This window comes from Campylobacter sp. IFREMER_LSEM_CL908 (genome assembly GCF_025771545.1).
In the GTDB taxonomy this organism is placed as follows: Bacteria; Campylobacterota; Campylobacteria; order Campylobacterales; family Campylobacteraceae; genus Campylobacter_D; species Campylobacter_D lari_D.
In genome coordinates, this window is record NZ_JAKMQK010000002.1 from 38,081 (window position 1) to 60,793 (window position 22,713).

A 22,713-nucleotide genomic window follows, 5' to 3' on the forward strand; every position below is an offset into this window, starting at 1 on the left:
GCCTTTGATGTTAGTAGATAGCTATGGAAGAGTGATTGATTATTTAAGAATTTCAGTAACACAAAGATGTAATTTTCGTTGCCTTTATTGTATGCCAAAAACTCCATTTGAATGGAGTGCTAAGGAAAATCTTTTATCATTTGAAGAACTTTTTATGTTTGTTAAAGTTTGCATTGATGAAGGAGTTAAGAAAATTCGTATTACAGGTGGTGAGCCTTTAGTAAGAAAAGATTTGCATAAATTTATTGCTATGATTAGTGAGTATAAGCAAGATATAGATCTAGCGCTTACTACTAATGCTTCTTTATTAAAACAACAAGCAAAGGATTTAAAACAAGCGGGCTTAAAAAGAATTAACATCTCTTTGGATACTTTAAAAGAAGAAGTGGCCTTTAAATTAGCTCAAAAAAACATACTCAAAGATGTGTTAAATGGTATTAATGAGGCTTTAGAATTAGGTTTTAATATTAAATTTAACACCGTAGCGCTTAAAGGAATTAATGATAGTGAATTTATCGATCTTTTAGAATTTGCCAAAGCACGCAAAAGCCAAATTCGCTTTATAGAATTTATGGAAAATTATCATGCTTATGGAGATTTAAAAGGCTTAAAATCAACAGAAATTTTAAATATCATTGCTCAAAAGTATTCTTTTAAACAAGGACAAAAAAGTCCAAATGCACCTGCGACTATTTATGAACTTGAAGATGGGTATGAGTTTGGCATTATTGATCCACACAGCCATGATTTTTGTGATAGTTGTAACCGTATAAGGCTTTCAGCCGAAGGGCTTTTAATACCTTGTTTATATTATGATGAGGCTTTAAGCATTAAAAAAGCTATACGCAATAAAGACATAGCAAGTGCTTGTGAAGTTTTAAAAACCGTGATAAAAAATAAATCAGAAAAAAATAGATGGGCAGAAAATGAAGCCAATCAAAGTTCCACAAGAGCCTTTTATCAAACAGGTGGATAATGGAAGTTGTTGAAACTTTTTTAAGCTTGCAAGGTGAGGGAAAATATAGTGGAAATTTGGCTATATTTGTAAGATTTGCCGGGTGTAATTTTAACTGCGCAGGCTTTGGAGTAAAAAAAGAAAAAGATTCTAAAATACTTTTGGGCTGTGATACTATAAGAGCTGTTTTTACTAAAGAATTTAAAACTTGTTATAAAACATATACTTCAACAAAGCTTTTTGATGAGGTTTTGAAGCTAGCAAATTCACGCAAAGTTATAGTTGTAATTACGGGTGGTGAGCCTTTGTTAAATTATCAAAATAAAGATTTTTTGTGTTTTATTAATTTACTTTTAGAAAATGATTTTATGGTGCATTTTGAAACAAATGCAAGTATTGAAATTGATTTTGAAAAATATCCTTTGTATAAAAAATGTTATTTTGCTTTAGGAGTAAAGCTTAGCAATAGTGGTGTAAAAAAAGAAAAAAGAATTAATGAAAAAGCTTTGAAAGCTTTTAAAAATTATGCTAAGGAAAGTTTTTATAAATTTGTTTTGGATAAGGATTTTTTACAAGAAAATAAAGCCTTAAAAGAAATCAATGAAATTTTACAAGTTTGTAAAAATGATGTTTTTTGTATGCCTATGGGGTCAAATGAAGAAGAAATTTCTAAAAACGCCTTAAGTGTTGCTGAATTTTGTATAAAAAATGGATATAATTACTCCGATAGATTGCATATTAGAATTTGGGGAGATAAAGAAGGCGTATGATTATTAGAAAAATGTTTGAATTTGAAAATGCTCATATTGTTAGATTTTGTAGCTCCAAGCGATGTAAAACAAGCATACATGGCCACTCTTATAAGTTAGAAATTTTACTTGAGAGTAAATACCTTGATAATGCTGGAATGGTGTATGATTTTGGTTTGTTAAAAGATGAGATAAAACAAATTATTGATAGTTTTGATCATGCTATTACGCTTTTTAAAGATGATGATAAAGCTTATTTAGAAGATATGAAAAAGCACTCGCAAAGATGGGTGAGTTTACCTGTGAATGTAAGTGCGGAAAATTTTGTACGCATATTTTTTGTACTGATTGATACTTTGCTTTTAAAGACTAAGATGGTCAATGGTGAGCAAGGTGTTAGTTTAAAAAGCATTATTGTACATGAAACAAGAACAGGTTATGCACAAGGTTTTAGAGAAGATGCTTATAGTGAATTTTTACCAAAGATTGATTTGGCAGATATTGACTTTTCACAAGCTATAAGAGATGAATGGAAAGACAAAGATTTTTTTGAAAAACTTCAAGATGTAAATTTTGTTTTTATCAATCAAAAGGAGGTGTAATGAAAAAGATTTTATTGATTGTGCCAATATTGCTTTTTATGGCTTGTTCAAATCAAGAGAATAAAAATATAAAAAAAGAAATACAAACCGAGCAAGTTCAGATTGAACAAAGTGATTCTAATGTCATTATAGATGATGAAACACTTCCTATACCTGTTGATGATGATATACAAGATGAAAATAATACACAAGGACAATAATGGATCAAAGTTATGAATTTTTTTTAGCATTGCATGTGTATAGTTTATATACAAATGGTTTTTTAATGTTGTTTTATTTGTATTTGACTCAAAGTAACTTCTCACAAGAATTTATCTTTATAAAAAGAATTCGTCTATTTTTACCAATTTATTATTTGTTTTTAGCAATTACACTTTTTACTGGAAGTTTGTTATGGGCTTTAAAGCATTTTGAATTTAATTTCTATGTGCTTTCTATGTGGTTTTGTTGGATTTTGATTTTTGCTTTGGCTATTTATCAATTTGTTTTATTTAAAAAAGCAAGATTGTTTAAACGCTATGCTAAATTTAGATTTTTAAGTTTTTTTATTTTGTGTTTAGGTATATTCTTGCTTTTTGTACCTTATTTGCTTAAGAGGTTTTATTTTTAATGCAATTTTTATATCACCCACAAAGTGGTACTGCAAGTTTAGAGCTAGAAAATGAAGCCTTTTTGCACTTAAAGGCTCGAAGAATTAAAGTGAGTGATAAAATTATATTAAAGAATTTGAAAGATTTTTATACTTACACTTATGAATGCATAGAGCTTTCTAGACGCTCTTGCGTATTAAATTTACTTGACAAAAAAGAAGAAAAACAAGAATTAAAAACATATATACATTTAGCTTTGGCGGTGATTGATCCAAAGGTTATAGAAAAAACTTTACCTTTTTTAAATGAACTTGGAGTAGCAAAACTTTCTTTTGTGTATATGGAATACTCGCAAAAAAATTTTAAATTAGATTTTAAAAGAATGGAAAAAATTCTTATAGAATCATCCCAGCAATGCGGTCGTGCTTCTTTAATGGAACTTGAAAGTTTTGATGATTTTAAAAAATTTCAGCAAGCTTATGAAAATATTGTTTTGATAGATTTTGAAGGTGAAGATTTGATGAATTTTGATCCCGGTAGGTATGTATTTTTGGTTGGCGCTGAAGGCGGATTTTCGCAAAAAGAAAGAGAGATAAATATAAAAAAAGCAAAATTACAAGCCAACTATATACTTAAAGCACAAACAGCACTTATAGGGGTTGCTTCAAAATTTATAATTTAAAAGCATGCTTAAATTTAGCTATTTTTTATATAAAAATATATATAATTACGCCTTAATGTTTTGAAAAAGGATAAACAATGAAGAAAGAAATTCATCCAGAATATGTAGAGTGTAAAGTTAGTTGTGCTTGTGGAAATTCTTTTACTACTAAGTCAAATAAATCAGAAATCAAAGTTGATATTTGTTCAAGCTGCCACCCATTCTTTACAGGTAGTGAAAAAATCGTAGATGCTGCGGGTCGTGTAGAGAAATTTAAGAAAAAATACGCAATGCAATAATGTTATATTTTATTCCTACGCCCATAGGAAATTTAAACGATATTTCTTTTCATTCTTTAGAAATTTTACAAAAATGCAAGCTCTTTTTATGTGAAGATACAAGAGTTTGCAAATCTTTAATTCATCTTCTTAATGAAAAATTTAATTTAGAAATAAAGCCTGATAAATATATAGCTTTACATACTCATAATGAAAAAGATTTTTTAACAAAAATAGATGAGGATTTTTTTAAGCAAGATATTGCATATTTAAGTGATGCAGGTATGCCAGGTATTAGCGATCCGGGGCAATTTTTAATCGAATATGCTATTAAAAACAATATTGACTATGAAGTCTTAACAGGATCAAATGCTGCTTTGCTTGCATTGGTTTCAAGTGCATTTTGTAAAAAAGAATTTATTTTTATGGGTTTTTTGGCCAATAAAAATCCTCAAAGACAAAAAGATATTGAAAATTTAATGCTTAATCCTTATCCTAGTATAGTTTATGAAGCACCCACTAGAATACTTAATTTAGTAGAAGAAATTAGTAAAATTGATCCTTTAAGAGAAATTTTTATCATAAAAGAAGCAACAAAGAAATTTGAAACTAAATTTAGAGCAGAAGCTTTAGAGGTTTTGGAAAAATTAAAAACAATGGATTTACGCGGTGAATGGTGTGCAGTGGTAAATGCTAAAGAAAAGCAATTTCATCAAAACACCTTGTGTGAGCAAGATATTTATGAGCTTGATTTATCTTTAAAGGCAAAGGCAAAACTTCTTTCGAAAATCAATGCAAAATCTCCAAAAGAAAATTATCAAAAACTGCTTTTAAGTTGAATTTGGTTATTATTTAAAAATGATAGTTTATGGTAAGCAAGTGTTTTTTTATATCTTAGAAAAGCATGAAGAAAAAATTAAAGAAATTTATTTGGCAAAAGAATGTGAAAAAGCTGATTTTTCAAAAATAACAAGGGCATCAAAAAAAATTAAAAAGCTTGATTTTAAAACCGCACAAAGCTTAGCAAGAGGTGGAAATCATCAAGGTTTTTTAATGGAAATTGATGAATTTGAATTTAACTCTTTTGAGAGTTTAAAAGAAAAAGATTTTATAGTTATTTTATATAATATTAGCGATGTTGGAAATATAGGTGCTATCGTGCGTAGTGCTTATGCTTTAGGTGCTGATGGGGTTATTTTGGTAGCTAAAAGCGTGGCTATGGATGGAGTTATTCGTGCAAGTAGTGGAGCAGCTTTAGATATGAAAATAGTCTTAAATGATGATATTTTAAGCATGATAAATGAGTTAAAACAAAAAGGTTTTTATATCTATGCTAGTGCAAGCGGAGGTAGTGATATACATACTATCAAGGCCAAAGATAAAAAAGTTTTGATTATGGGAAGTGAAGGTTTTGGTATAGCGCCAAAGGTACTTAAAAAATGCGATGAGTGCGTAGGTATAAAAATGCACAATGATTTTGATAGTTTAAATGTTAGTGCAGCATTTGCAATACTTTGCGATAGGATGAAAAATGGATAGTTGGAAAAAATTAGAAGATTTAAATTTGTTAGAAGTTCAAAAAAGAACACAAATAGAAATAGCTTGTCTTGAATATATCATTAAGAAAGATTTTAAGTCTTTATCTCGCTTTAATGTAAATGGCTTTATTAAAATTTTACAAAGAGAGTATGAGCTTGACTTTTCTAATTTTTTAGAAGAATATCATGTCTATTTAGAAGAAAATGGTATTGAGAAAAAAAATCATGTGCATATTTCACCTAGAATGAACTCATATACCAAAGAAAGCTCAAGTGTATGGTATATTGTGATTATAGTAGTAGTACTTTTGATAGTAGCTTTGGCCTGGGGTGTTTCAAGATTTTTTCAAAGTTCTACTTTAGATGAAAATACCACCAATGTATTAAATCAAGAGCAGGTTGTTTTAGAAGAAAAAGTTGATGAAAATGAAACACCAGTTCTTAATTTTTTTGCTGATGATGCTATGGAAAATAATGAAACAAACGCGACTATTTTAGAACCAATAAGCGAGAACAATAATACAGAAAAAACATTAGAAGATAATGCTAGCTCAAATATGCCTGAAGAAAATATCATTTTACTCAATGAAAGCATTATAAAACCAAGTGCAGAGCTTTGGCTCGGTATGGTGGATTTAAAAACTTTTAGAAAGAGCTCTTTAACTATTAAAAATGATTATGTTTTACCTTTGGATAAAGATATGTTAATTACCACAGGCCACGCTGCTTTTAGCTTAAACGATGAAAATAATAATACTTTAGAGTTTAAAAACGGTGTGTCTAAATTTTTAATGATTAAAGATGGTAAAATCAAACAAATTACAAAAGCTGAATTTATCAAAGAAAATAGAGGAAAATTATGGTAAGAATTTTAATATTTTCCATTTTTTTTACTCTTAACGCTTTTGCACTAAGTGCTTTAGAAGTTGCAAAACATATTGTTAATGATAATTCTAAAGATGCAAAATTAGAGCTCTTGTTTGCAAGGAATGATTATAAAGATGAACGCGGAAATGTAGATATTTACACTATTTCTCAAATTTTAAAAACTAATTCTTTGGCAAATTTTATATTAAATGAGCCAAAAACTCTAACTTTTAGTTTTAAAGCTCAAGCTGATTCTGTTTTATTTTTTAAAACTATTAATGATACTTTAAACGAATTAGGCTATGTGTATTTTATACCAACTGAATTAACTTTAAGGGAAAATTATATTACCTATAAGTTAGCTGTAGATTCTCAATATATGCTTGATCCAGGAGTTTTCTATAAAGCCTTGTTATCAAGCTCTGTTTTTATTAAAGATATTTCTAAAATTTCAGAATTAAATTATGAGTATGAGCTAGATTTTTCAAAAGCAAAACCTAAAGTTAATACTCAAATTCCACTAAATACCATCACTCAATTAAATAAGCCTTTAAGGGAATATATTGTTGATTTACAAGGAGCAAAAAGCATAGAGCTTAGTGCGCACAATCTTGATTCTTGGTTTTGTAAAATTCAATTTTTAGATAAAAATTTAAATTTTATTCAAGGTATAGAAAACACACACAAACAAAATGAAATTAATATAAATATCCCATTGGGTGCAAAATATGCTATCATTGGCGATATGTTTAGCCTTGATAACATAAAAAGGGGTTTAAAGATTTACTTAAGACGCTAAAAAGGATGGAAAATGTTTGAAGAAATTCATTTTAATACCATAGAAAGACTTCCAAATTATGTTTTTGCTGAAGTTAATGCGATTAAAATGGCAGCAAGAAGAGCAGGGGAGGATATAATAGATTTTTCTATGGGAAATCCTGATGGTAAAACTCCTCAACACATTATAGATAAACTTTGCGAAAGTGCAAATAAAGAAAAAACTTCTGGTTATTCTGCTTCGAGTGGAATTTATAAACTAAGACTTGCAATTTGCAATTGGTATAAAAGAAAATACGATGTTGATTTAGATCCTGAAAGTGAAGTAGTTGCAACGATGGGTTCTAAAGAAGGCTTTGTAAATTTAGCAAGAGCCGTTATTAACCCAGGAGATGTAGCTATTGTACCTACACCCGCTTACCCTATACACACTCAAGCTTTTATCATAGCAGGTGGTAATGTAGCAACTATGAATTTTGATTTTAATGAAAATTATGAATTAAATGAAAATACTTTTTTTGAAAATTTACAAAAAACACTACATGAAAGTATTCCGCGTCCAAAATATGTAGTAGTAAATTTTCCGCACAATCCTACAACAGTCACTGTAGAAAGAAGTTTTTATGAGAGATTAGTTGCAATGGCAAAAAAAGAAAGATTTTATATTATTTCTGATATTGCTTATGCAGATTTGACTTTTGGTTCTTATAAAACCCCTTCTATTTTTGAAGTTGAAGGTGCTAAAGATGTAGCGGTAGAAACTTATACACTTTCAAAGTCTTACAATATGGCAGGTTGGCGTGTAGGTTTTGTAGTGGGTAATAAACGCTTAATTGCGGCTTTGAAAAAAATCAAGTCTTGGTTTGATTATGGTATGTATACTCCTATACAAGTTGCTGCTACTATAGCTTTAGATGGAGATCAAACTTGTGTTGAAGAGATTAAGGCAACTTATGCAAAAAGATTAGAAGTCTTGCTTGATTCATTTTTTCAGGCAGGATGGGAGCTGAAAAAACCAAATGCAAGTATGTTTGTTTGGGCAAAACTCCCTCAAAGTAAAGCTCACCTTGGAAGTATGGAATTTTCTAAACAGCTTTTGCAAAAAGCAAATGTAGCGGTAAGTCCTGGAGTTGGTTTTGGTGAAGCGGGTAATGAGTATGTTAGAATAGCTTTAATAGAAAATGAAAATCGCATTCGTCAAGCAGCAAGAAATATAAAAAAATATTTAAGAGAATAAAATGAAAATCGCAATTTTGGGATATGGTACGGTAGGAAGTGCTGTTGTAGAGACTTTGCTAAAAAATCAAGATTTAATTAAAGCAAGATGTGATGAAGAAATTATTCCAGTAATTGCTTTGGCAAGAAATCCAAAACCAAATGCATTAATTCCTGTGGTAAATGATATTGATGAGGTTTTAGAGCGTGAAGATATTGATGTATTTGTGGAGTTAATGGGTGGTATTGATTTACCCTTTGAGATAATTTCAAAAATTTTAAAAAGAAAAAAAGCAGTGGTAACTGCTAATAAAGCTTTGCTTGCTTATCATCGTTATGAGCTTGAAAAATTAGCACAAGATACAGCTTTTGGTTATGAGGCGAGTGTGGCGGGTGGAATTCCTATTATTAAAATTTTAAAAGAGGGCTTGAGTGCTAATAATATTGTTTCTATTAAAGGTATTTTAAATGGTACAAGCAATTATATTTTAAGTAAAATGACCGAAGATAATACCAAATTCCAAGAGGTGTTAAAAAAAGCACAAGATTTAGGATATGCTGAAGCTAATCCCACTTTTGATATAGAGGGTTTTGATGCAGCGCATAAACTTTTGATTTTAGCAAATATTGCCTATGGATTAAGAGTAAAACCTGAAGATATTTTGATTGAGGGTATTAGCAAAGTAAGTAATGAGGATATTTATTTTGCAAAAGAATTTGAATATACCATAAAACACTTGGGTATTGCTAAGATTAAAGATGAAAAAATAGAATTAAGAGTTCATCCTACCATGCTTAGCAAAGATAAAATACTAGCAAAAGTTGATGGGGTAATGAATGCTATTAGTATTGATGGAGATGTATTGGGTGAAAGTTTATATTATGGCCCAGGAGCAGGTGGCAGGGCAACTGCAAGTGCTGTTATAGCTGATTTAATCGATATAGCAAGAAAAGAAAAAAATAGTGCTATTTTTGGGTATTTAAATGATACTTCTTATAAACTTTTAAGTAAAGATGAAATTTATACAAGATATTATTTAAGATTAAAGGTATTAGATAAAATAGGAGTTTTATCAAAAATCACACAATTAATGAGTGAACATCAAATTTCAATCGATACTTTCTTGCAAAAGCCTAAAAAAGAAAAGCAAGATTATAGCACTTTATTTTTCATCACTCATCAAACTTATGAAAAAAATATACAAATTTTAACTCAAAAGCTTAGAGAACAAGAATTTGTAAAAGATGATGTTTTTATGATGAGAATAGAAGAGTAATGGCATTATTTGAATATCTTTTTGGTAAAAAAGGAGAAGAGTTAGCGTGTGAATTTTTAAAAACACAAGGATTTGAAATTTTAAAAAGGAATTTTTATTCTAAATTTGGAGAAATTGATATTATTGCTAAAAAAGATAAAATTTTACATTTTATTGAAGTTAAAAGCACGCAAGGTGATTATGAGGTAGAATATAGATTGGATAATAAAAAATATAATAAAATTATTAAGACTATAGAATATTACTTTATGAAACATAAAAATGATGAAAATTATCAACTAGATTTACTTTGCGTATATAAAGATGATATAAAACTTTTAGAGAACATTAGTTATTAAGGGAATGTTTATTCTATTTTAATAGAATTTGAAAAAACAAAGGAGAAAAAATGGGAAAATATATTGATTTAACTACAGAAAATTTTGCACAAGCAAAAGAAGGTGTAGCTTTAGTAGATTTTTGGGCTCCATGGTGCGGACCTTGCAGAATGCTTGCACCGGTAATTGATGAGCTTGCAAATGATTTTGATGGTAAAGCTAAAATTTGTAAAGTAAATACAGATGAGCAAGGTGATTTGGCTGCACAATTTGGTGTAAGATCTATCCCAACTATCATTTTTTTTAAAGATGGTGAAGTGGTTGATCAGCTAGTTGGTGCTCAATCAAAACAAGCTTTAGCAGATAAACTAAACTCACTTTTATAATCTTAAGCCACTTTTTGTGGCTTTTCTTCATATTTTTTACTATTTAATAATTTTTATTATTTATAATTAAAGAAAAATTTGTATAATACTTATAAATAAAACTATAAGGAAAATACCATGTTAGATTTAGCTATTATAGGTGGTGGACCTGCAGGTTTGAGCGCAGGTTTATATGCTACAAGAGGTGGATTAAAAAATGTTGTAATGTTTGAAAAAGGTATGCCTGGTGGGCAGATTACTTCGAGTTCAGAGATAGAAAATTATCCTGGAGTTGCTCAAGTTTTAGATGGAATTTCTTTTATGGCTCCTTGGAATGAACAATGTATGCGTTTTGGTTTAAAACATGAGATGGTAGGTGTTGAGCAAATTAGTAAAAATTCTGATGGAAGTTTTAATATAAAATTGGAAGGCGGTAAAAACGAACAAGCAAAAGCAGTTATTGTTTGCACAGGCTCTACTCCGCGTCGTGCTGGTTTTAAAGGCGAGGATGAATTTTTTGGTAAAGGTGTGAGTACTTGTGCGACTTGCGATGGCTTTTTTTATAAAAATAAAGAAGTGGCTGTTTTAGGTGGGGGAGATACTGCTTTAGAAGAAGCTTTGTATCTAGCTAATATTTGTTCAAAAGTGTATTTAATCCACAGAAGAGATGAGTTTAGAGCAGCACCTTCAACAGTTGAAAAAGTAAAAAATAATGACAAAATAGAATTAATCACAAATGCGGTTGTTGATGAGGTTTGCGGTGATAATATGGGTGTTAATAAAATTAAAATAGCATTTAATGATGGTTCTAAAAGAGAGCTTGATGTGCCTGGAATATTTACCTTTGTTGGATTAAATGTAAGAAATGAAATTTTAAAACAAGATAATGGTGAATTTTTATGTGCTATGGAAGAAGGTGGTCAAGTTAGTGTTGATCTTAAAATGCAAACTAACATAGCAGGGTTATTTGCAGCAGGTGATTTAAGAAAAGATGCTCCAAAACAAGTAATATGTGCAGCAGGCGATGGAGCGGTTGCAGCGCTTAGCGCTTTAGCTTATATTGAAAATTTACACTAGAATTTCTAGTGTAAATTGATTAACTTCCAATAACTCCGCCATCAATTTTACTTATTGCTATTATACTTGATCTTGGTGTTTTGCCATAAGGAAATTGACTGCCTTTTAATTTCTCTCCTGGATGTTGAATTCCAACAAACATAGTTTTATAATCTTGACTAAAAGCAATTCCTGTTATTTCGCAAGCTATTGGTCCTGTTAAAAATCTTTTTATTTCCCCTGTTTTTGGATTAGCTGCTAACATACAATTATTTCCCATGCCTTCAAATTCTTCTTGATTAGAATAGTTTCCATCAGTTTGTATCCAAAGGCGACCATCTCTATCAAAACTTAATCCATCGGGGGAATTAAATTTATTATTACTTGTAATGTTGTTTGAGCCTTTATTTAAACTTGTTTGATTATCAGGGTTTCCTGCAAGTGCAAAAATTTCCCAAGTAAATTCATCATCTTTATGAGAATTTTTATGCTCCCATTTAATTATTTGTCCGTAAATATTTTTTGTTCTTGGGTTTGCTGGATTTGGGTTATTATTTTTTTTATTGTTTGTTAAGGTAGCAAATACTTCTTTTGAGCCACTTTCTTTATGGCTTGCTATCCATTCACATCTATCCATAGGAGTTGCATTTACAATAGTTCCAGCAATTCTAGCATTGATTAACACATCTGCTTGAGAGTTAAAACCATTTTCTTTATTAAGGTTATTTTTACCATATTCTAACTCAATCCATTTTCCACTCCCTCTAAAATCTCCTATTTTTCCATTAAATTGTGCTACATATAAGGTTCCTTCATCTAAAATTTTGCTAGTATCTAGACCTTTTTTATATTTATGTTTGCTTATAAATTTATAAATAAATTCATTGGCTTCATCATCTCCCATATAAATTACAACGGTTCCATCATCTTCTACAATTAATTCTGCATTTTCGTGTTTAAATCTTCCAAGAGCTGTTCTTTTTATAGGTATGCTGTTTGGATCAAATGGATCAATTTCCACAACCCATCCAAATTTATTTGCCTCGTTTGGATTTTTACTTAAATCAAATCTTTCATCAAATTTTTCCCACCCATATTGACTTTGAGCTTTAAATCCAAATCTAAGTTGCTCTTTTGAAAATTTAATTTTTTCATCTAAACTTCCAAAAAAATCATTTATATTTTCTTCGCAAGTAAGATAAGTCCCCCAAGGTGTTTTTCCATTGGCACAATTATTTAAAGTTCCATATATAAAATTTTCATTTTGAAGTACTTGTTGTTTTGCTGGACCACTAATGCTCATTTTTGTATTTGCATCGATTCTGCGGTTGTATTTAGAATCAAGCACCACAGACCATTGATCTTTTTCTTTTTTTATTTCAAAAATGCTCACTCCTAAATTTGCTTGTTCATATAAAATATCTTCTAAGCTAAGATTTTTACCTTGATGTTTAAACATAATTTCAGGATTTATATATTCATTATTAATAGCTAGTATAGCCCTATCTTTTGAAAGAGGAAAAAAACTCATACCATCGTTATTGTCCCCAAAAGTTAATTTAGCATTTTCCACAGCTTTTTTATCGATATTTTTTTCTTCATCATAAATAGATGCTTTGCTAAAAAGAGGATCGCCCCATGAGATTAAAATATCTGCTTTGTAGCCATCTGGTACGATAACTTTATCTTCTGTGCTAGCAGGTATTTCTTTAAAATTTAGCAAATCTTTATCTTTTAATAAACTCGCATTTAAATTTGAGCTAGCAAAAAATGCTACCATAGAACCCAAAGCTGAACCTTTCAAAAATGTTCTTCTTTTCATAAAACTCCTTTCAAAAATGTGTTATAAATTTAAAGTTTTTTGGAAACTTTTTGGAAACTTTTGCTCATGGTATGTAATATTGTATTAATTAACTTAGTGATACAATTTCTCACTGCAAATATAAAGGATAAATTTATGATATGTATAGGAATTCATGGGAGCAATGGTCGCATGGGTAAACAAATTGAAAATTGTTTACAAGATCAAAAAGATGTTAAAGCAAGTGCATTTTTTTATCAAGGATCAAGCTATGAAGAATTTTTTAACAAATGCGATGTAATAATTGATTTTTCTTCCCCGAAAGGTTGTGAGGATTTGTTGTTATACGCAAGAAGCAATCCTAAACCTTTAGTGATAGGTACTACAGGATTAGATGCTAAGCAAAATGAGTTAATGCAAAGTGCAAGCATTACTATGCCAATTCTTTATGCTACCAATATGTCTTTGGGTGTAGCTATTTTAAAAAAACTTTCATGTTTAGCAAGTGAAGCTTTAAGGGATTTTGATATAGAAATACTTGAAATGCACCATAATAAGAAAAAAGACGCTCCAAGTGGTACAGCTATGACTTTAGCACAAAATGTCGCTAAGGCTAGGAATTTAGATTTGGAAAAGGTTAGAGTAAGTGGTAGAGATGGGATTATTGGTCAAAGAAGTAAAGATGAAATCGCAGTGATGAGCTTAAGAGGTGGTGATATAGTGGGTTCTCATAGAGTTGGATTTTATAATGATGGTGAATTTATAGAATTAAATCATAGTGCTACTTCAAGAGCTACTTTTGCTATGGGGGCTATTAGATGTGCTAAATGGCTAGTTTCTCAAGAAAATGGCTTATATGATATAGACGATTGTTTAGGAATTTAAATGTGTGCGGTAGTTGGAGTAATTAATTCAAAAAATGCAAGCACGGTGGCTTATTATGCTTTATTTGCTATGCAACATCGTGGCCAAGAAGCAAGTGGAATTAGTGTAAGTGATGGTTTAAATATCAAAACTCATAAAGCTAAAGGTGAAGTAGGACAAATTTTTAATACTCAAATTTTAGCAGATTTAAAAGGTAGTATAGCTATAGGGCATAATCGTTATTCTACCGCCGGAAATTCTTCTTTGCATGATGCACAGCCTGTTGCAGCTACTTGTTCTTTGGGTGATATTTCTTTAGTGCATAATGGAAATTTGATTAATAAAGAAGAAGTTAGAAAAGAGTTAATTGACAATGGGGCTATTTTTCATTCTAATATGGACACAGAAAATGTTGTACATTTAATAGCAAAAAGCAAAAAAGAAACTTTAAAAGATAGGTTTATAGAAAGTCTAATGCAAAGTAAGGGTGCATATTGCTTTATGTTGGCCAGTAAAAATCAACTTTTTGTGGTAAGAGATCCTTATGGGGTTAGACCTTTATCTTTGGGAAAATTAAAAGATGGTGGATATATTGTAGCGAGTGAAACTTGTGCTTTTGATTTGATAGAAGCTGAATTTATCCGCGATATAAAGCCCGGTGAAATGCTAGTTTTTACTCAAGGTAGTGATGAGTTTGAAAGCATTCAAGTTTTTGATAAAACAGATCCAAGAATTTGTGCATTTGAATATATTTATTTTGCTAGACCTGATAGTATTATAGAAGGTAAAAGTGTATATGAAGTGCGTAAAAAAATGGGTGAAGCCTTGGCTAAAAAATTTAAAGAAAAAGTAGATTTTGTAGTGCCTGTTCCTGATAGTGGAGTAAGTGCTGCTATAGGTTTTGCACAATATTTAAAAATTCCACTTGAAATGGCCATAGTTAGAAATCACTATGTTGGAAGAACTTTCATAGAGCCAACTCAAGAAATGAGAAATTTAAAAGTAAAACTGAAATTAAATCCTATGAAGAAAGTTTTAGAAGGTAAAGATATAGTGGTGATTGATGATAGTGTAGTAAGAGGAACAACTTCTAAAAAAATCATCACACTTTTAAGACAAGCAGGTGCTAGAAAAATTCATTTGGCTATAGCTTGTCCAGAAATCAAATTTCCTGATATTTATGGTATAGACACTCCAACTTTTGAAGAGTTAATTTCAGCTAATAAGAGTATTGAAGAGGTTAGAGAATATACAGGTGCAGATAGTTTGACTTTTTTAGATATTAATGAGCTAGTTTCAAGCATAGGCAATGAAAGAAAATATTCTTTGATTAGTTTTGATGGGGATTATTTTATTAAATAATCCTTATCTGCATTTTAATTGTTTAAAAATTTTATAACTTTGAAAATGAGGTGGCAATCCTACTTCAAAAGAAAAGTCTTTGTAGGTATGACCTGATAATTGATTTGCAATGTTAATATTATACGAAACATCTCTTTGTTGTTGATTTGCTTTTTTTATACTATCAAAATTTTGTTGATTAAAAATTTCTCCACTGATTTCATGCTTTTTATTATTATCAATAATTCTAAGTTCTAAAAAGCATTCTGAAATTTTAAAATTAGTATCGTTGGTTACTCTACCTTTTATAATAATACTTTCTGTAGCTAAGCGTCTGTAGGTTGAAAAATTACTCAAACTAGCTTTTTTTGTGTATTGATCTATAGTTAATAATAAAGAAATAGTTAAGATTGAGGCTAATATAAAACTTATTATGCAAAAAATTATCATATATTTTTTGTTTTGTATTTTTAAATAGAATAAAATCCAAGTAAGGAAAGTTGAAGCTAGCATAATAAAAATGATAAGAATATGAAAAAAAGTAAAATATCCCATTAAAAACACTTTGAATTAATTTTAATATCAAAATCTTGACCTTCATTAAAATCGGAAAATTTGGTTTTTAGATTAATAGTTTGGTTGGGACTTATTGTTTTTTCGATAGTGGTAGATTTACTTCTTAATGGTTTTAATAAATGTATTAAATTTTTAAAAGTATTATTTTCATCGCTTTTTCTAAATACTTCTACTTTTATTTTGCAAAATTTAAAACTTTTTTTAGAAGTATTTGTCAAGCTATAATCAACACTTAAAGAATTATCATATACAAAAAATTGAGCATTATCTAAGCTAGCTATTCTGGATCTAACTTTAGTATCAATTAAAAAATATCCCAAATACGCAATACTAAGTGAACATAAAATTCCTAAAAAAATTATAATAAAAGCAAAAGTAGGTTTGTTTCTAACAATCAAAGCAATAAATAAAGTGATAATGAAAAAGAATACAACTAAAGCCATTAACAAAAAATCGATCAAGTGCAAATGAGCTGTATAAAAGATCATTTGCTCTCGGATATGTTGAACATTCATTATCACTTCTTTATTTTTTAATTTGCTATTGAACTTGTTCTTTTATTATCTTTACTATCAACCCAAATATTTGGCACAGCTCCGCCTGGTGTTAAGAAAATTTTAGCATCTTTATTGACTTTAAGTGCTTCATTAAATTGCTTTTGGGTTTCAATTTGTTTTAAATCAAGTAAAGGATTATTTAAACTTTTTGCTATTTCTCTATTTGAATATGCTTGTGCATCAGCTTCAATTTTTACGGCACTTGCTCTACCTTTAGCACTAATAATAGTTGCATTTGCCTCCCCTTCAGCTAAAGCCGCTTTTTTAAGTGCTTCTTGGTTAGCTCTTTCAACTTCATATTTAGTTCTTTCAGCTTCTTGTTTAGCAATTTGTACTCTTTCGATTTGTTCTTTTACTTTTATAGGTAAGATAATTTCTCTAAGCTGAACTGCTTGAAGCTCTGCTGGCTCATTTGGTTGGCTTTCAATAGTTTTTCTAATGCCCTGATCAATTTGCACCGCTATAGTATTACGATTTGTTGGAAGCTCTTCTGCAGTGTATTGACCTACAACATTTCTTACAACATCTCTTACTACTGGATCTATGATTTTATTTTCCCAATTAAGCCCCCATGTTGCGATAGTTTGAGGAACTTGTAAAGGATTTAATCTGTATTGAACGGTTACATCAATAGATACAGGCAAGCCTCTTGAATCAAGCACTGAAATACTATTTTTATTAACAACGCCTGATCCTATTTGTAAATTTTCATTTATTCCTTCGATTGAAGCATAGTTGATTTGTCTTACTCTAGTATCTACGATAGTGATTTTTTGCAGTATAGGCATAAAAAAATGAAGTCCTGGTTCAAGTGGGGTAGGGCTGTATTTACCTGTAGTGGATTTGATCCCCATTTCCCCTGAATTTACTATTGCAAAAGGTTTAAAAAGTGCAAAAACTAAAATAATCGCAATTGCACTATAAATTAATGGGGAAAATTTCCCAAAACCTTTGAAATTAAATTCTGGTGTTTTGAAGTTTAAATTTTGCTTATTGTTGTTTTGATTGTTTTTTTTATTAAAATAATCATTCAAATCAGCTGGCATTTAGTTCCTTTGTTAAATATAAGTTAGCATAGAAGCGTATTTTTCATTGCGTCCATAAACTATATCAAAATACGCATTTTGAAGCTTTGTCGTTAGCTCACCTCTTTTTCCATCTCCTATAATTCTTGCATCAATATTATTTATCGGAGTTATTTCTGCTGCAGTTCCTGTGAAAAATGCTTCATCAGCTACATAAACTTCATCTCTTGAAATTCTTTGACGCACTACACTTATGCCCAAATCATGTGCAATTTTTAAAACAGTATCTTGAGTGATACTTTTTAATGAAAAATCATTTGGTGGTGTGATTAGCTTATTATCTTTAATCATAAAAAAACACTCACCTGTTCCTTCTGCTACAAAACCTTCTTCATCGAGCATTAAGGCTTCCTCATATCCTGCTTCTATAGCTTCATATTTAGCCATTTGAGAATTTAAATAATTTGCACTTGCTTTTGCTTTACCTAAGCTAGATTTTACACTATTTCTAGCAAAAGAAGAAATTTTAACCTTAATACCTTTTTCTAAGCCTTCTTCACCTAAATAAGCACCCCATTCCCAAGCAGCAATAGCTACCCTAACAGGAGCTTTAGCATGATAAACTCCCATAGTACCATCACCTAAAAAGATTAATGGTCGCAAATAGGTGTTATTTTGAAAATCATTTGCTCTTAAAAGTTCAACTTGTGCATTTTCAAGTTCTTCTTGAGAAAAAGGAGAATTAATTAAAGTAATTTTTGCAGACTCTAAAAGTCTTTTGGTGTGTTCTTTTAATCTAAAAATTGCTAAACCATTTTGTGTTTTATAAGCTCTTGTTCCTTCAAAAACTGCATTTGCATAATGTAATGAATGTGTTAAAACATGAATTTTTGCATCATCAAAATCAATGATTTTTCCATCCATCCAAATTTTTTTTGCCCTAATCATAACTAAGCCTTTTTGTTGAAAATAAAACTAATTTTATCAAAAATATACTAATAATTACTAGAATATAGTAAAATTATTATATTTGAAACAAGGAAAAATCATGCCAATTATAAATATCAAATTAGCTAAACCAGAATTTAGCAAAACACAAAAAGAAGAGTTAATAGCAGATATTACAGAACTTTTACATACAAAATACAACAAGCCAAAGCAAAATATAGTGATCATGTTGGAAGATATTGAGCCATATAATATTGCTTTTGGTGGTGAAAGTGTAGAAAAATTAAGATTGAAAGATAAAAAATGAAAGAATTGCAAATTGGTGATAAAGCTCCTGTGTTTGAACTTTTAAATCAAGATGGAGTTAAAATTTCTTTAAGTGATTTCTTGGGTAAAAAAATTATTTTGTATTTTTATCCAAAAGATAACACCCCAGGTTGTACCACACAAGCTTGTGAATTTAGTCAAAGTTATGAGGATTTTTTAGAGCAAAATGCTGTGATTATAGGTATTAGTCCAGATAGTGTTAAATCGCATGAAAATTTCATAAAAAAATATGATTTAAAACACACTTTATTAAGCGATAGTGAAAAAGAAATTTGCAAACTTTATGGTGCTTGGGGTTTAAAGAAAAATTATGGTAAAGAGTATGAGGGGCTTATAAGATCTACTTTTGTGATTGATGAAAATGGAAAAATCTCAAAAATTTATAAAAATGTAAAAGCTAAAGATCATGCTTTTAAGGTGTTAAAAGAATTATGCTAGTGCATATTTGCTGTAGTGTGGATAGTCATTATTTTATACAAGAATTAAGCAAAACTTATCCTGATGAGAAAATTATAGGTTTTTTTTATGATCCAAATATTCATCCATATAGTGAGCATGAACTTAGATTTTTAGATGTTAAGCGTAGTTGTGATAAATTAGGCATTAAACTTTATAAAGGTGAATATGAGTATGAAAAATGGCTTGAGAGTGTAAAGGGTTATGAAGACGAGCCTGAAAAAGGCGCAAGATGTCAAATTTGTTTTGATTTTAGAATGCATAAAAGTGTTGAATTTGCTCAAAAAATTGGTGAAAAAAAACTCACAACAACCCTTTTAACATCCCCTAAAAAAGACTTAGAGCAGCTAAAATTAGCTTTACAAAAAGAATGCGATAAATTTGGTATAGAGTTTTTGGCACCTGATTTTAGAAAAAATGGAGGCACGCAAAGACAATTTGCCTTAGCTAAGCAAGATATGCTTTATCATCAAAATTATTGTGGGTGTATTTATGCACTTTCTAAACAAAAAGGCCAAAAAGCTTTTATAGATGAGCTTATGAGTCCTATAAACAAACAAATATTACCTTCAAGCATAGAAGAAAAGATAAAATTTTACAATCAAGTAAAAAATTTAGAAAAAAAGGGTGTTAAATTTGAAATTCAAAGAGAGAAATTTTTAAATTATCGCTTACTAAGAGCTTTGATAAAAGAAAACAAAAAAGCCATAAAAACTCATGTTTTATTTTATTCTCATTTTAAAAATTCTTACACTAAATTTAGTATTTTAGAAGAGGATTTAAAGTGCTATAAAAGCGTAAAGGATGAGATTAATTTATGGAGTTTTGATTATTTAAATAGTTTGTGCAAAATGCGATTTAAAAATTTTGAAGATTTTTTACAAAATCCTTTAAAAATAGAGCAAGAAATCAAAATAAGGCAAAAGCATTTTGGTGCTTATGATCTTTCGCCGGTGATTATTGTTGAAAATATCACAAAAGGCGCTTATGAATTTATAGCAAAAAGTGAAATTTATTTTGATAGTAAAGAAAAGATTGTGAAGTTATAAAACTTAACTAGTTTGTTAATATTTTTTTTGTAAAATCTGAATTTTGAATATATTTTAAGGCTAAATTTATGATAGATGTAATGCAAATTCAAAAAATTTTACCACATAGGTATCCATTTTTACTTGTAGATAAAATCGTAGAATTAAAAAATAAAGAAGTTGTTAGAGGTTATAAAAATATTAGTATAAGCGACCATGTTTTTATGGGGCATTTTCCAGATCATCCAATTTACCCGGGTGTGTTAATTTTAGAAGGTATGGCACAAACTGGAGGGGTTTTAGCATTTGAAAGCATGGATGATAAGGTAGATCCAAGCACTAAAGTAGTATATTTTACAGGTATTGATAATGCTAAATTTAGAAATCCAGTGCGTCCAGGTGATAGGCTTGATTATGAGATGAGTGTGGTAAAAAATCGTGGAAATATGTGGATTTTTCAAGGAAAAGCTTTTGTTGATGGACAATTGGTTGCAGAAGCTGAACTTAAAGCTATGATAGTAGATAAATGATGAGCAAAATTCATCCAAGTGCTGTTATAGAAGATGGAGCTATTATAGCAGATGGTGTTGTAGTAGAGGCCTATGCCTATGTTGGAAAAAATGCCAATATAGGTGCAAATACTATCATCAAACAAGGTGCAAGAATTTTACCTAATGTAAGCATAGGTGAAAATTCTAAAGTTTTTTCTTATGCCATAGTTGGAGATATTCCACAAGATATATCTTATAAAGATGAGATAAATTCAGGTGTTATTATAGGAAAAAATGCAGTTATTAGAGAATTTGTTACTATAAATTCAGGTACAGCTAAGGGTGATGGTTTTACAAGAATAGGCGATAATGCTTTTATAATGGCTTATTCTCATATTGCACATGATTGTTTGCTTGGAGATAATATTATTTTAGCAAATAATGCTACCTTAGCAGGTCATGTGGAACTTGGAGATTATACTGTGGTAGGTGGACTTACTCCAATACATCAGTTTGTTAAGGTAGGTGAGGGGTGTATGATAGCAGGCGCTAGTGCGCTTTCTCAAGATGTGGTGCCATTTTGCTTAGCTGAAGGAAATCGAGCAAGCATTAGAAGTTTAAATTTAGTAGGCATTAGAAGACGCTTTGATAAAGAAGAAGTGGATATTTTAAGCAAGGCTTTTAAATTTTTATTCAGACAAGGAAGTTTAAAAGATAATGCTTTAAGTTTGCTAGAAAATACTTCTAGTGAAAATGTGAAAAAAATGTGTAATTTTATTTTAGAAACAAAAAGAGGAATTCCTATATATAAGGAAAAAAGTCATGGTTAAAAGATGTAGTTTTTGCAATGAAATAGAAACAAGTGAAAGAAGAATTTTAGTAAATGATTATAATAATGCCTTTATATGTGAGTATTGTGCCGAAAGTGCTTGCAATATTTTCTTTGGAGAGGAAAAAGAATTAAAAAATAAAGAAGTTGATAAAGAAAATTTTAAAGATATTACTCCTAAGGAATTAAAAGCATATTTAGATAAATATGTTATCGGGCAAGATAGAGCTAAAAAAATCTTTAGTGTAGGGGTGTATAATCACTACAAAAGGCTTTTTAGATCTGACTTAGAAGATGATGATACAGAATTAGCAAAATCAAATATTTTATTAGTAGGCCCAACGGGAAGTGGAAAAACTTTACTAGCACAGACTTTAGCTAGATTTTTAGATGTTCCTATCGCAATTTGTGATGCGACTTCTTTAACTGAAGCGGGTTATGTGGGAGAAGATGTTGAAAATATCCTTACTCGTCTTTTACAAGCTGCTGATGGAGATGTGCAAAGAGCACAAAAAGGGATTATATTTATCGATGAGATAGACAAAATCGCAAGAATGGGCGAAAATCGCTCTATTACAAGAGATGTAAGTGGTGAGGGCGTGCAACAAGCCTTACTCAAAATTATTGAAGGATCTTTGGTAAATATCCCACCAAAAGGCGGTAGAAAACACCCAAATCAAGATTTTATACAAATAGATACAACTAATATTTTATTTGTGTGTGGTGGGGCTTTTGATGGTATTAGTGATATTATTAAAAGAAAATTAGGCGATAATGTCATGGGCTTTTTTACTGATGATAAAAAAGATGAAAAAGAAGCTTTACTTCAAAGACTAGAGCCTGATGATTTGGTGCATTTTGGGCTTATTCCTGAACTTATAGGAAGATTGCATGTGCTTGCTTCTTTAGAAGAGCTTGATGAGGAAAGCATGGTGCGTATTTTAACTGAGCCAAAAAATGCCATTATTAAGCAATATCAAAAACTTTTTGCTATTGACAATGTGGAATTAAAATTTGAAGATGAAGCACTAAGAGAGATTGCTAAGCTTTCGCTAGAGCGTAAAACAGGCGCTAGAGGTTTAAGAAGTATTATTGAAGAAATGATGGTAGATTTGATGTTTGATTTGCCAGAGTATAATGGATATAGCATAGTAATTACTAAAGAAGTGATCAAAGAAGGTACAAAACCTTTATTTATAAAAAATAAAAAAGTTAAAGGCTGA

General features: G+C 29.9%; 29 protein-coding genes. 24 read left to right on the top strand and 5 right to left on the bottom strand.

Features of this window, described 5'->3' with window-relative positions; translation table 11 throughout:
• Positions 1-7 precede the first annotated feature (7 nt).
• From moaA to trxB, 16 genes are all read left to right on the top strand, one after another.
• Positions 8-976 carry a GTP 3',8-cyclase MoaA gene (gene moaA / locus L8U04_RS00965; RefSeq protein ID WP_263661507.1) on the top strand — a complete coding sequence of 323 codons (969 nt, stop codon included), beginning with the start codon at positions 8-10 and terminating at the stop codon, positions 974-976.
• A complete protein-coding gene (locus L8U04_RS00970) occupies positions 976-1,725 on the top strand; it encodes a 7-carboxy-7-deazaguanine synthase QueE (protein WP_263665503.1) in 750 nt (249 codons plus the stop codon). The genes moaA and L8U04_RS00970 overlap by 1 nt, the downstream gene beginning before the upstream one ends.
• On the top strand, positions 1,722-2,306 hold the full coding sequence (locus L8U04_RS00975) for a 6-pyruvoyl trahydropterin synthase family protein (RefSeq protein WP_263709210.1): 585 nt from the start codon (positions 1,722-1,724) through the stop codon (positions 2,304-2,306). The genes L8U04_RS00970 and L8U04_RS00975 overlap by 4 nt, the downstream gene beginning before the upstream one ends.
• The gene (locus L8U04_RS00980) at positions 2,306-2,506 is read left to right on the top strand and encodes a cytochrome C (protein WP_133319490.1); all 201 of its coding nucleotides are present in this window, start codon (positions 2,306-2,308) and stop codon (positions 2,504-2,506) included. The genes L8U04_RS00975 and L8U04_RS00980 overlap by 1 nt, the downstream gene beginning before the upstream one ends.
• A complete protein-coding gene (locus L8U04_RS00985) occupies positions 2,506-2,916 on the top strand; it encodes a hypothetical protein (protein ID WP_220566545.1) in 411 nt (136 codons plus the stop codon). The genes L8U04_RS00980 and L8U04_RS00985 overlap by 1 nt, the downstream gene beginning before the upstream one ends.
• Positions 2,916-3,578 (top strand): 16S rRNA (uracil(1498)-N(3))-methyltransferase, encoded by a 663-nt coding sequence (locus tag L8U04_RS00990; protein ID WP_263709211.1) that lies wholly within the window; start codon positions 2,916-2,918, stop codon positions 3,576-3,578. Before L8U04_RS00985 ends, L8U04_RS00990 begins: the two co-directional genes overlap by 1 nt.
• A 77-nt stretch (positions 3,579-3,655) precedes the next feature.
• Positions 3,656-3,856, top strand: coding sequence for a 50S ribosomal protein L31 (gene rpmE, locus L8U04_RS00995; protein ID WP_039664588.1), 201 nt, complete (start codon positions 3,656-3,658; stop codon positions 3,854-3,856).
• Positions 3,856-4,674 (top strand): 16S rRNA (cytidine(1402)-2'-O)-methyltransferase, encoded by an 819-nt coding sequence (gene rsmI, locus L8U04_RS01000; protein WP_263709212.1) that lies wholly within the window; start codon positions 3,856-3,858, stop codon positions 4,672-4,674. Before rpmE ends, rsmI begins: the two co-directional genes overlap by 1 nt.
• Before the next feature lie 19 nt (positions 4,675-4,693).
• Positions 4,694-5,374 carry a 23S rRNA (guanosine(2251)-2'-O)-methyltransferase RlmB gene (rlmB, locus tag L8U04_RS01005; protein ID WP_263709213.1) on the top strand — a complete coding sequence of 227 codons (681 nt, stop codon included), beginning with the start codon at positions 4,694-4,696 and terminating at the stop codon, positions 5,372-5,374.
• Entirely contained in the window at positions 5,367-6,239 is an 873-nt protein-coding gene (locus tag L8U04_RS01010; RefSeq protein WP_133319495.1) for a hypothetical protein, read from the top strand. Before rlmB ends, L8U04_RS01010 begins: the two co-directional genes overlap by 8 nt.
• A complete protein-coding gene (locus L8U04_RS01015) occupies positions 6,233-7,039 on the top strand; it encodes a hypothetical protein (RefSeq protein WP_263659525.1) in 807 nt (268 codons plus the stop codon). The genes L8U04_RS01010 and L8U04_RS01015 overlap by 7 nt, the downstream gene beginning before the upstream one ends.
• Positions 7,040-7,051: 12 nt before the next feature.
• Positions 7,052-8,254, top strand: a complete 1,203-nt coding sequence (locus L8U04_RS01020; protein WP_220566550.1) for an LL-diaminopimelate aminotransferase — start codon at positions 7,052-7,054, stop codon at positions 8,252-8,254.
• A 1-nt stretch (position 8,255) separates the two neighbouring features.
• Positions 8,256-9,509, top strand: a complete 1,254-nt coding sequence (locus L8U04_RS01025) for a homoserine dehydrogenase (RefSeq protein WP_133319498.1) — start codon at positions 8,256-8,258, stop codon at positions 9,507-9,509.
• Positions 9,509-9,847, top strand: coding sequence for a YraN family protein (locus tag L8U04_RS01030; RefSeq protein ID WP_133319499.1), 339 nt, complete (start codon positions 9,509-9,511; stop codon positions 9,845-9,847). Before L8U04_RS01025 ends, L8U04_RS01030 begins: the two co-directional genes overlap by 1 nt.
• Before the next feature lie 50 nt (positions 9,848-9,897).
• Positions 9,898-10,212, top strand: coding sequence for a thioredoxin (gene trxA, locus L8U04_RS01035; protein WP_039619298.1), 315 nt, complete (start codon positions 9,898-9,900; stop codon positions 10,210-10,212).
• A gap of 117 nt (positions 10,213-10,329) precedes the next feature.
• Positions 10,330-11,268, top strand: coding sequence for a thioredoxin-disulfide reductase (gene trxB, locus L8U04_RS01040; protein ID WP_258107683.1), 939 nt, complete (start codon positions 10,330-10,332; stop codon positions 11,266-11,268).
• Between the two features lie 19 nt (positions 11,269-11,287).
• On the opposite strand, the gene L8U04_RS01045 is transcribed toward trxB, so the two are convergent.
• Positions 11,288-13,069, bottom strand: coding sequence for a PhoX family protein (locus L8U04_RS01045; protein WP_263709214.1), 1,782 nt, complete (start codon positions 13,067-13,069; stop codon positions 11,288-11,290).
• A gap of 135 nt (positions 13,070-13,204) precedes the next feature.
• On the opposite strand from L8U04_RS01045, the gene dapB reads away from it, so the two are divergent.
• Both dapB and purF read left to right on the top strand, forming a co-directional pair.
• On the top strand, positions 13,205-13,933 hold the full coding sequence (gene dapB / locus L8U04_RS01050) for a 4-hydroxy-tetrahydrodipicolinate reductase (protein ID WP_263661500.1): 729 nt from the start codon (positions 13,205-13,207) through the stop codon (positions 13,931-13,933).
• Positions 13,934-15,274 (top strand): amidophosphoribosyltransferase, encoded by a 1,341-nt coding sequence (gene purF, locus L8U04_RS01055; RefSeq protein ID WP_220566553.1) that lies wholly within the window; start codon positions 13,934-13,936, stop codon positions 15,272-15,274.
• Between the two features lie 3 nt (positions 15,275-15,277).
• On the opposite strand, the gene L8U04_RS01060 is transcribed toward purF, so the two are convergent.
• The 4 genes from L8U04_RS01060 to ilvE are packed head-to-tail and all read right to left on the bottom strand — an operon-like array spanning position 15,278 to position 18,359.
• The gene (locus L8U04_RS01060; RefSeq protein ID WP_220566554.1) at positions 15,278-15,808 is read right to left on the bottom strand and encodes a DUF2393 family protein; all 531 of its coding nucleotides are present in this window, start codon (positions 15,806-15,808) and stop codon (positions 15,278-15,280) included.
• A complete protein-coding gene (locus L8U04_RS01065; protein ID WP_133319505.1) occupies positions 15,808-16,344 on the bottom strand; it encodes a DUF2393 family protein in 537 nt (178 codons plus the stop codon). Before L8U04_RS01065 ends, L8U04_RS01060 begins: the two co-directional genes overlap by 1 nt.
• A 17-nt stretch (positions 16,345-16,361) precedes the next feature.
• The gene (locus tag L8U04_RS01070; RefSeq protein WP_263709215.1) at positions 16,362-17,432 is read right to left on the bottom strand and encodes a prohibitin family protein; all 1,071 of its coding nucleotides are present in this window, start codon (positions 17,430-17,432) and stop codon (positions 16,362-16,364) included.
• Positions 17,433-17,444: 12 nt separating this feature from the next.
• Positions 17,445-18,359 (bottom strand): branched-chain-amino-acid transaminase, encoded by a 915-nt coding sequence (gene ilvE / locus L8U04_RS01075; RefSeq protein ID WP_133319507.1) that lies wholly within the window; start codon positions 18,357-18,359, stop codon positions 17,445-17,447.
• Positions 18,360-18,459: 100 nt separating this feature from the next.
• Between ilvE and L8U04_RS01080 the strand changes: the two genes are divergently transcribed.
• The 6 genes from L8U04_RS01080 (at position 18,460) to clpX (ending at position 22,713) form a co-directional block, all read left to right on the top strand.
• Positions 18,460-18,666: a tautomerase family protein gene (locus L8U04_RS01080; RefSeq protein ID WP_133319508.1), complete on the top strand. Its 207-nt coding sequence runs from the start codon at positions 18,460-18,462 to the stop codon at positions 18,664-18,666.
• On the top strand, positions 18,663-19,124 hold the full coding sequence (bcp, locus tag L8U04_RS01085) for a thioredoxin-dependent thiol peroxidase (protein WP_263659520.1): 462 nt from the start codon (positions 18,663-18,665) through the stop codon (positions 19,122-19,124). Before L8U04_RS01080 ends, bcp begins: the two co-directional genes overlap by 4 nt.
• Entirely contained in the window at positions 19,118-20,191 is a 1,074-nt protein-coding gene (locus tag L8U04_RS01090) for an epoxyqueuosine reductase QueH (RefSeq protein WP_263709216.1), read from the top strand. Before bcp ends, L8U04_RS01090 begins: the two co-directional genes overlap by 7 nt.
• Before the next feature lie 68 nt (positions 20,192-20,259).
• Positions 20,260-20,700: a 3-hydroxyacyl-ACP dehydratase FabZ gene (fabZ, locus tag L8U04_RS01095; RefSeq protein WP_039619275.1), complete on the top strand. Its 441-nt coding sequence runs from the start codon at positions 20,260-20,262 to the stop codon at positions 20,698-20,700.
• Positions 20,700-21,491, top strand: coding sequence for an acyl-ACP--UDP-N-acetylglucosamine O-acyltransferase (lpxA, locus tag L8U04_RS01100; protein WP_263709246.1), 792 nt, complete (start codon positions 20,700-20,702; stop codon positions 21,489-21,491). Before fabZ ends, lpxA begins: the two co-directional genes overlap by 1 nt.
• Positions 21,484-22,713 carry an ATP-dependent Clp protease ATP-binding subunit ClpX gene (gene clpX / locus L8U04_RS01105; protein WP_263659518.1) on the top strand — a complete coding sequence of 410 codons (1,230 nt, stop codon included), beginning with the start codon at positions 21,484-21,486 and terminating at the stop codon, positions 22,711-22,713. The genes lpxA and clpX overlap by 8 nt, the downstream gene beginning before the upstream one ends.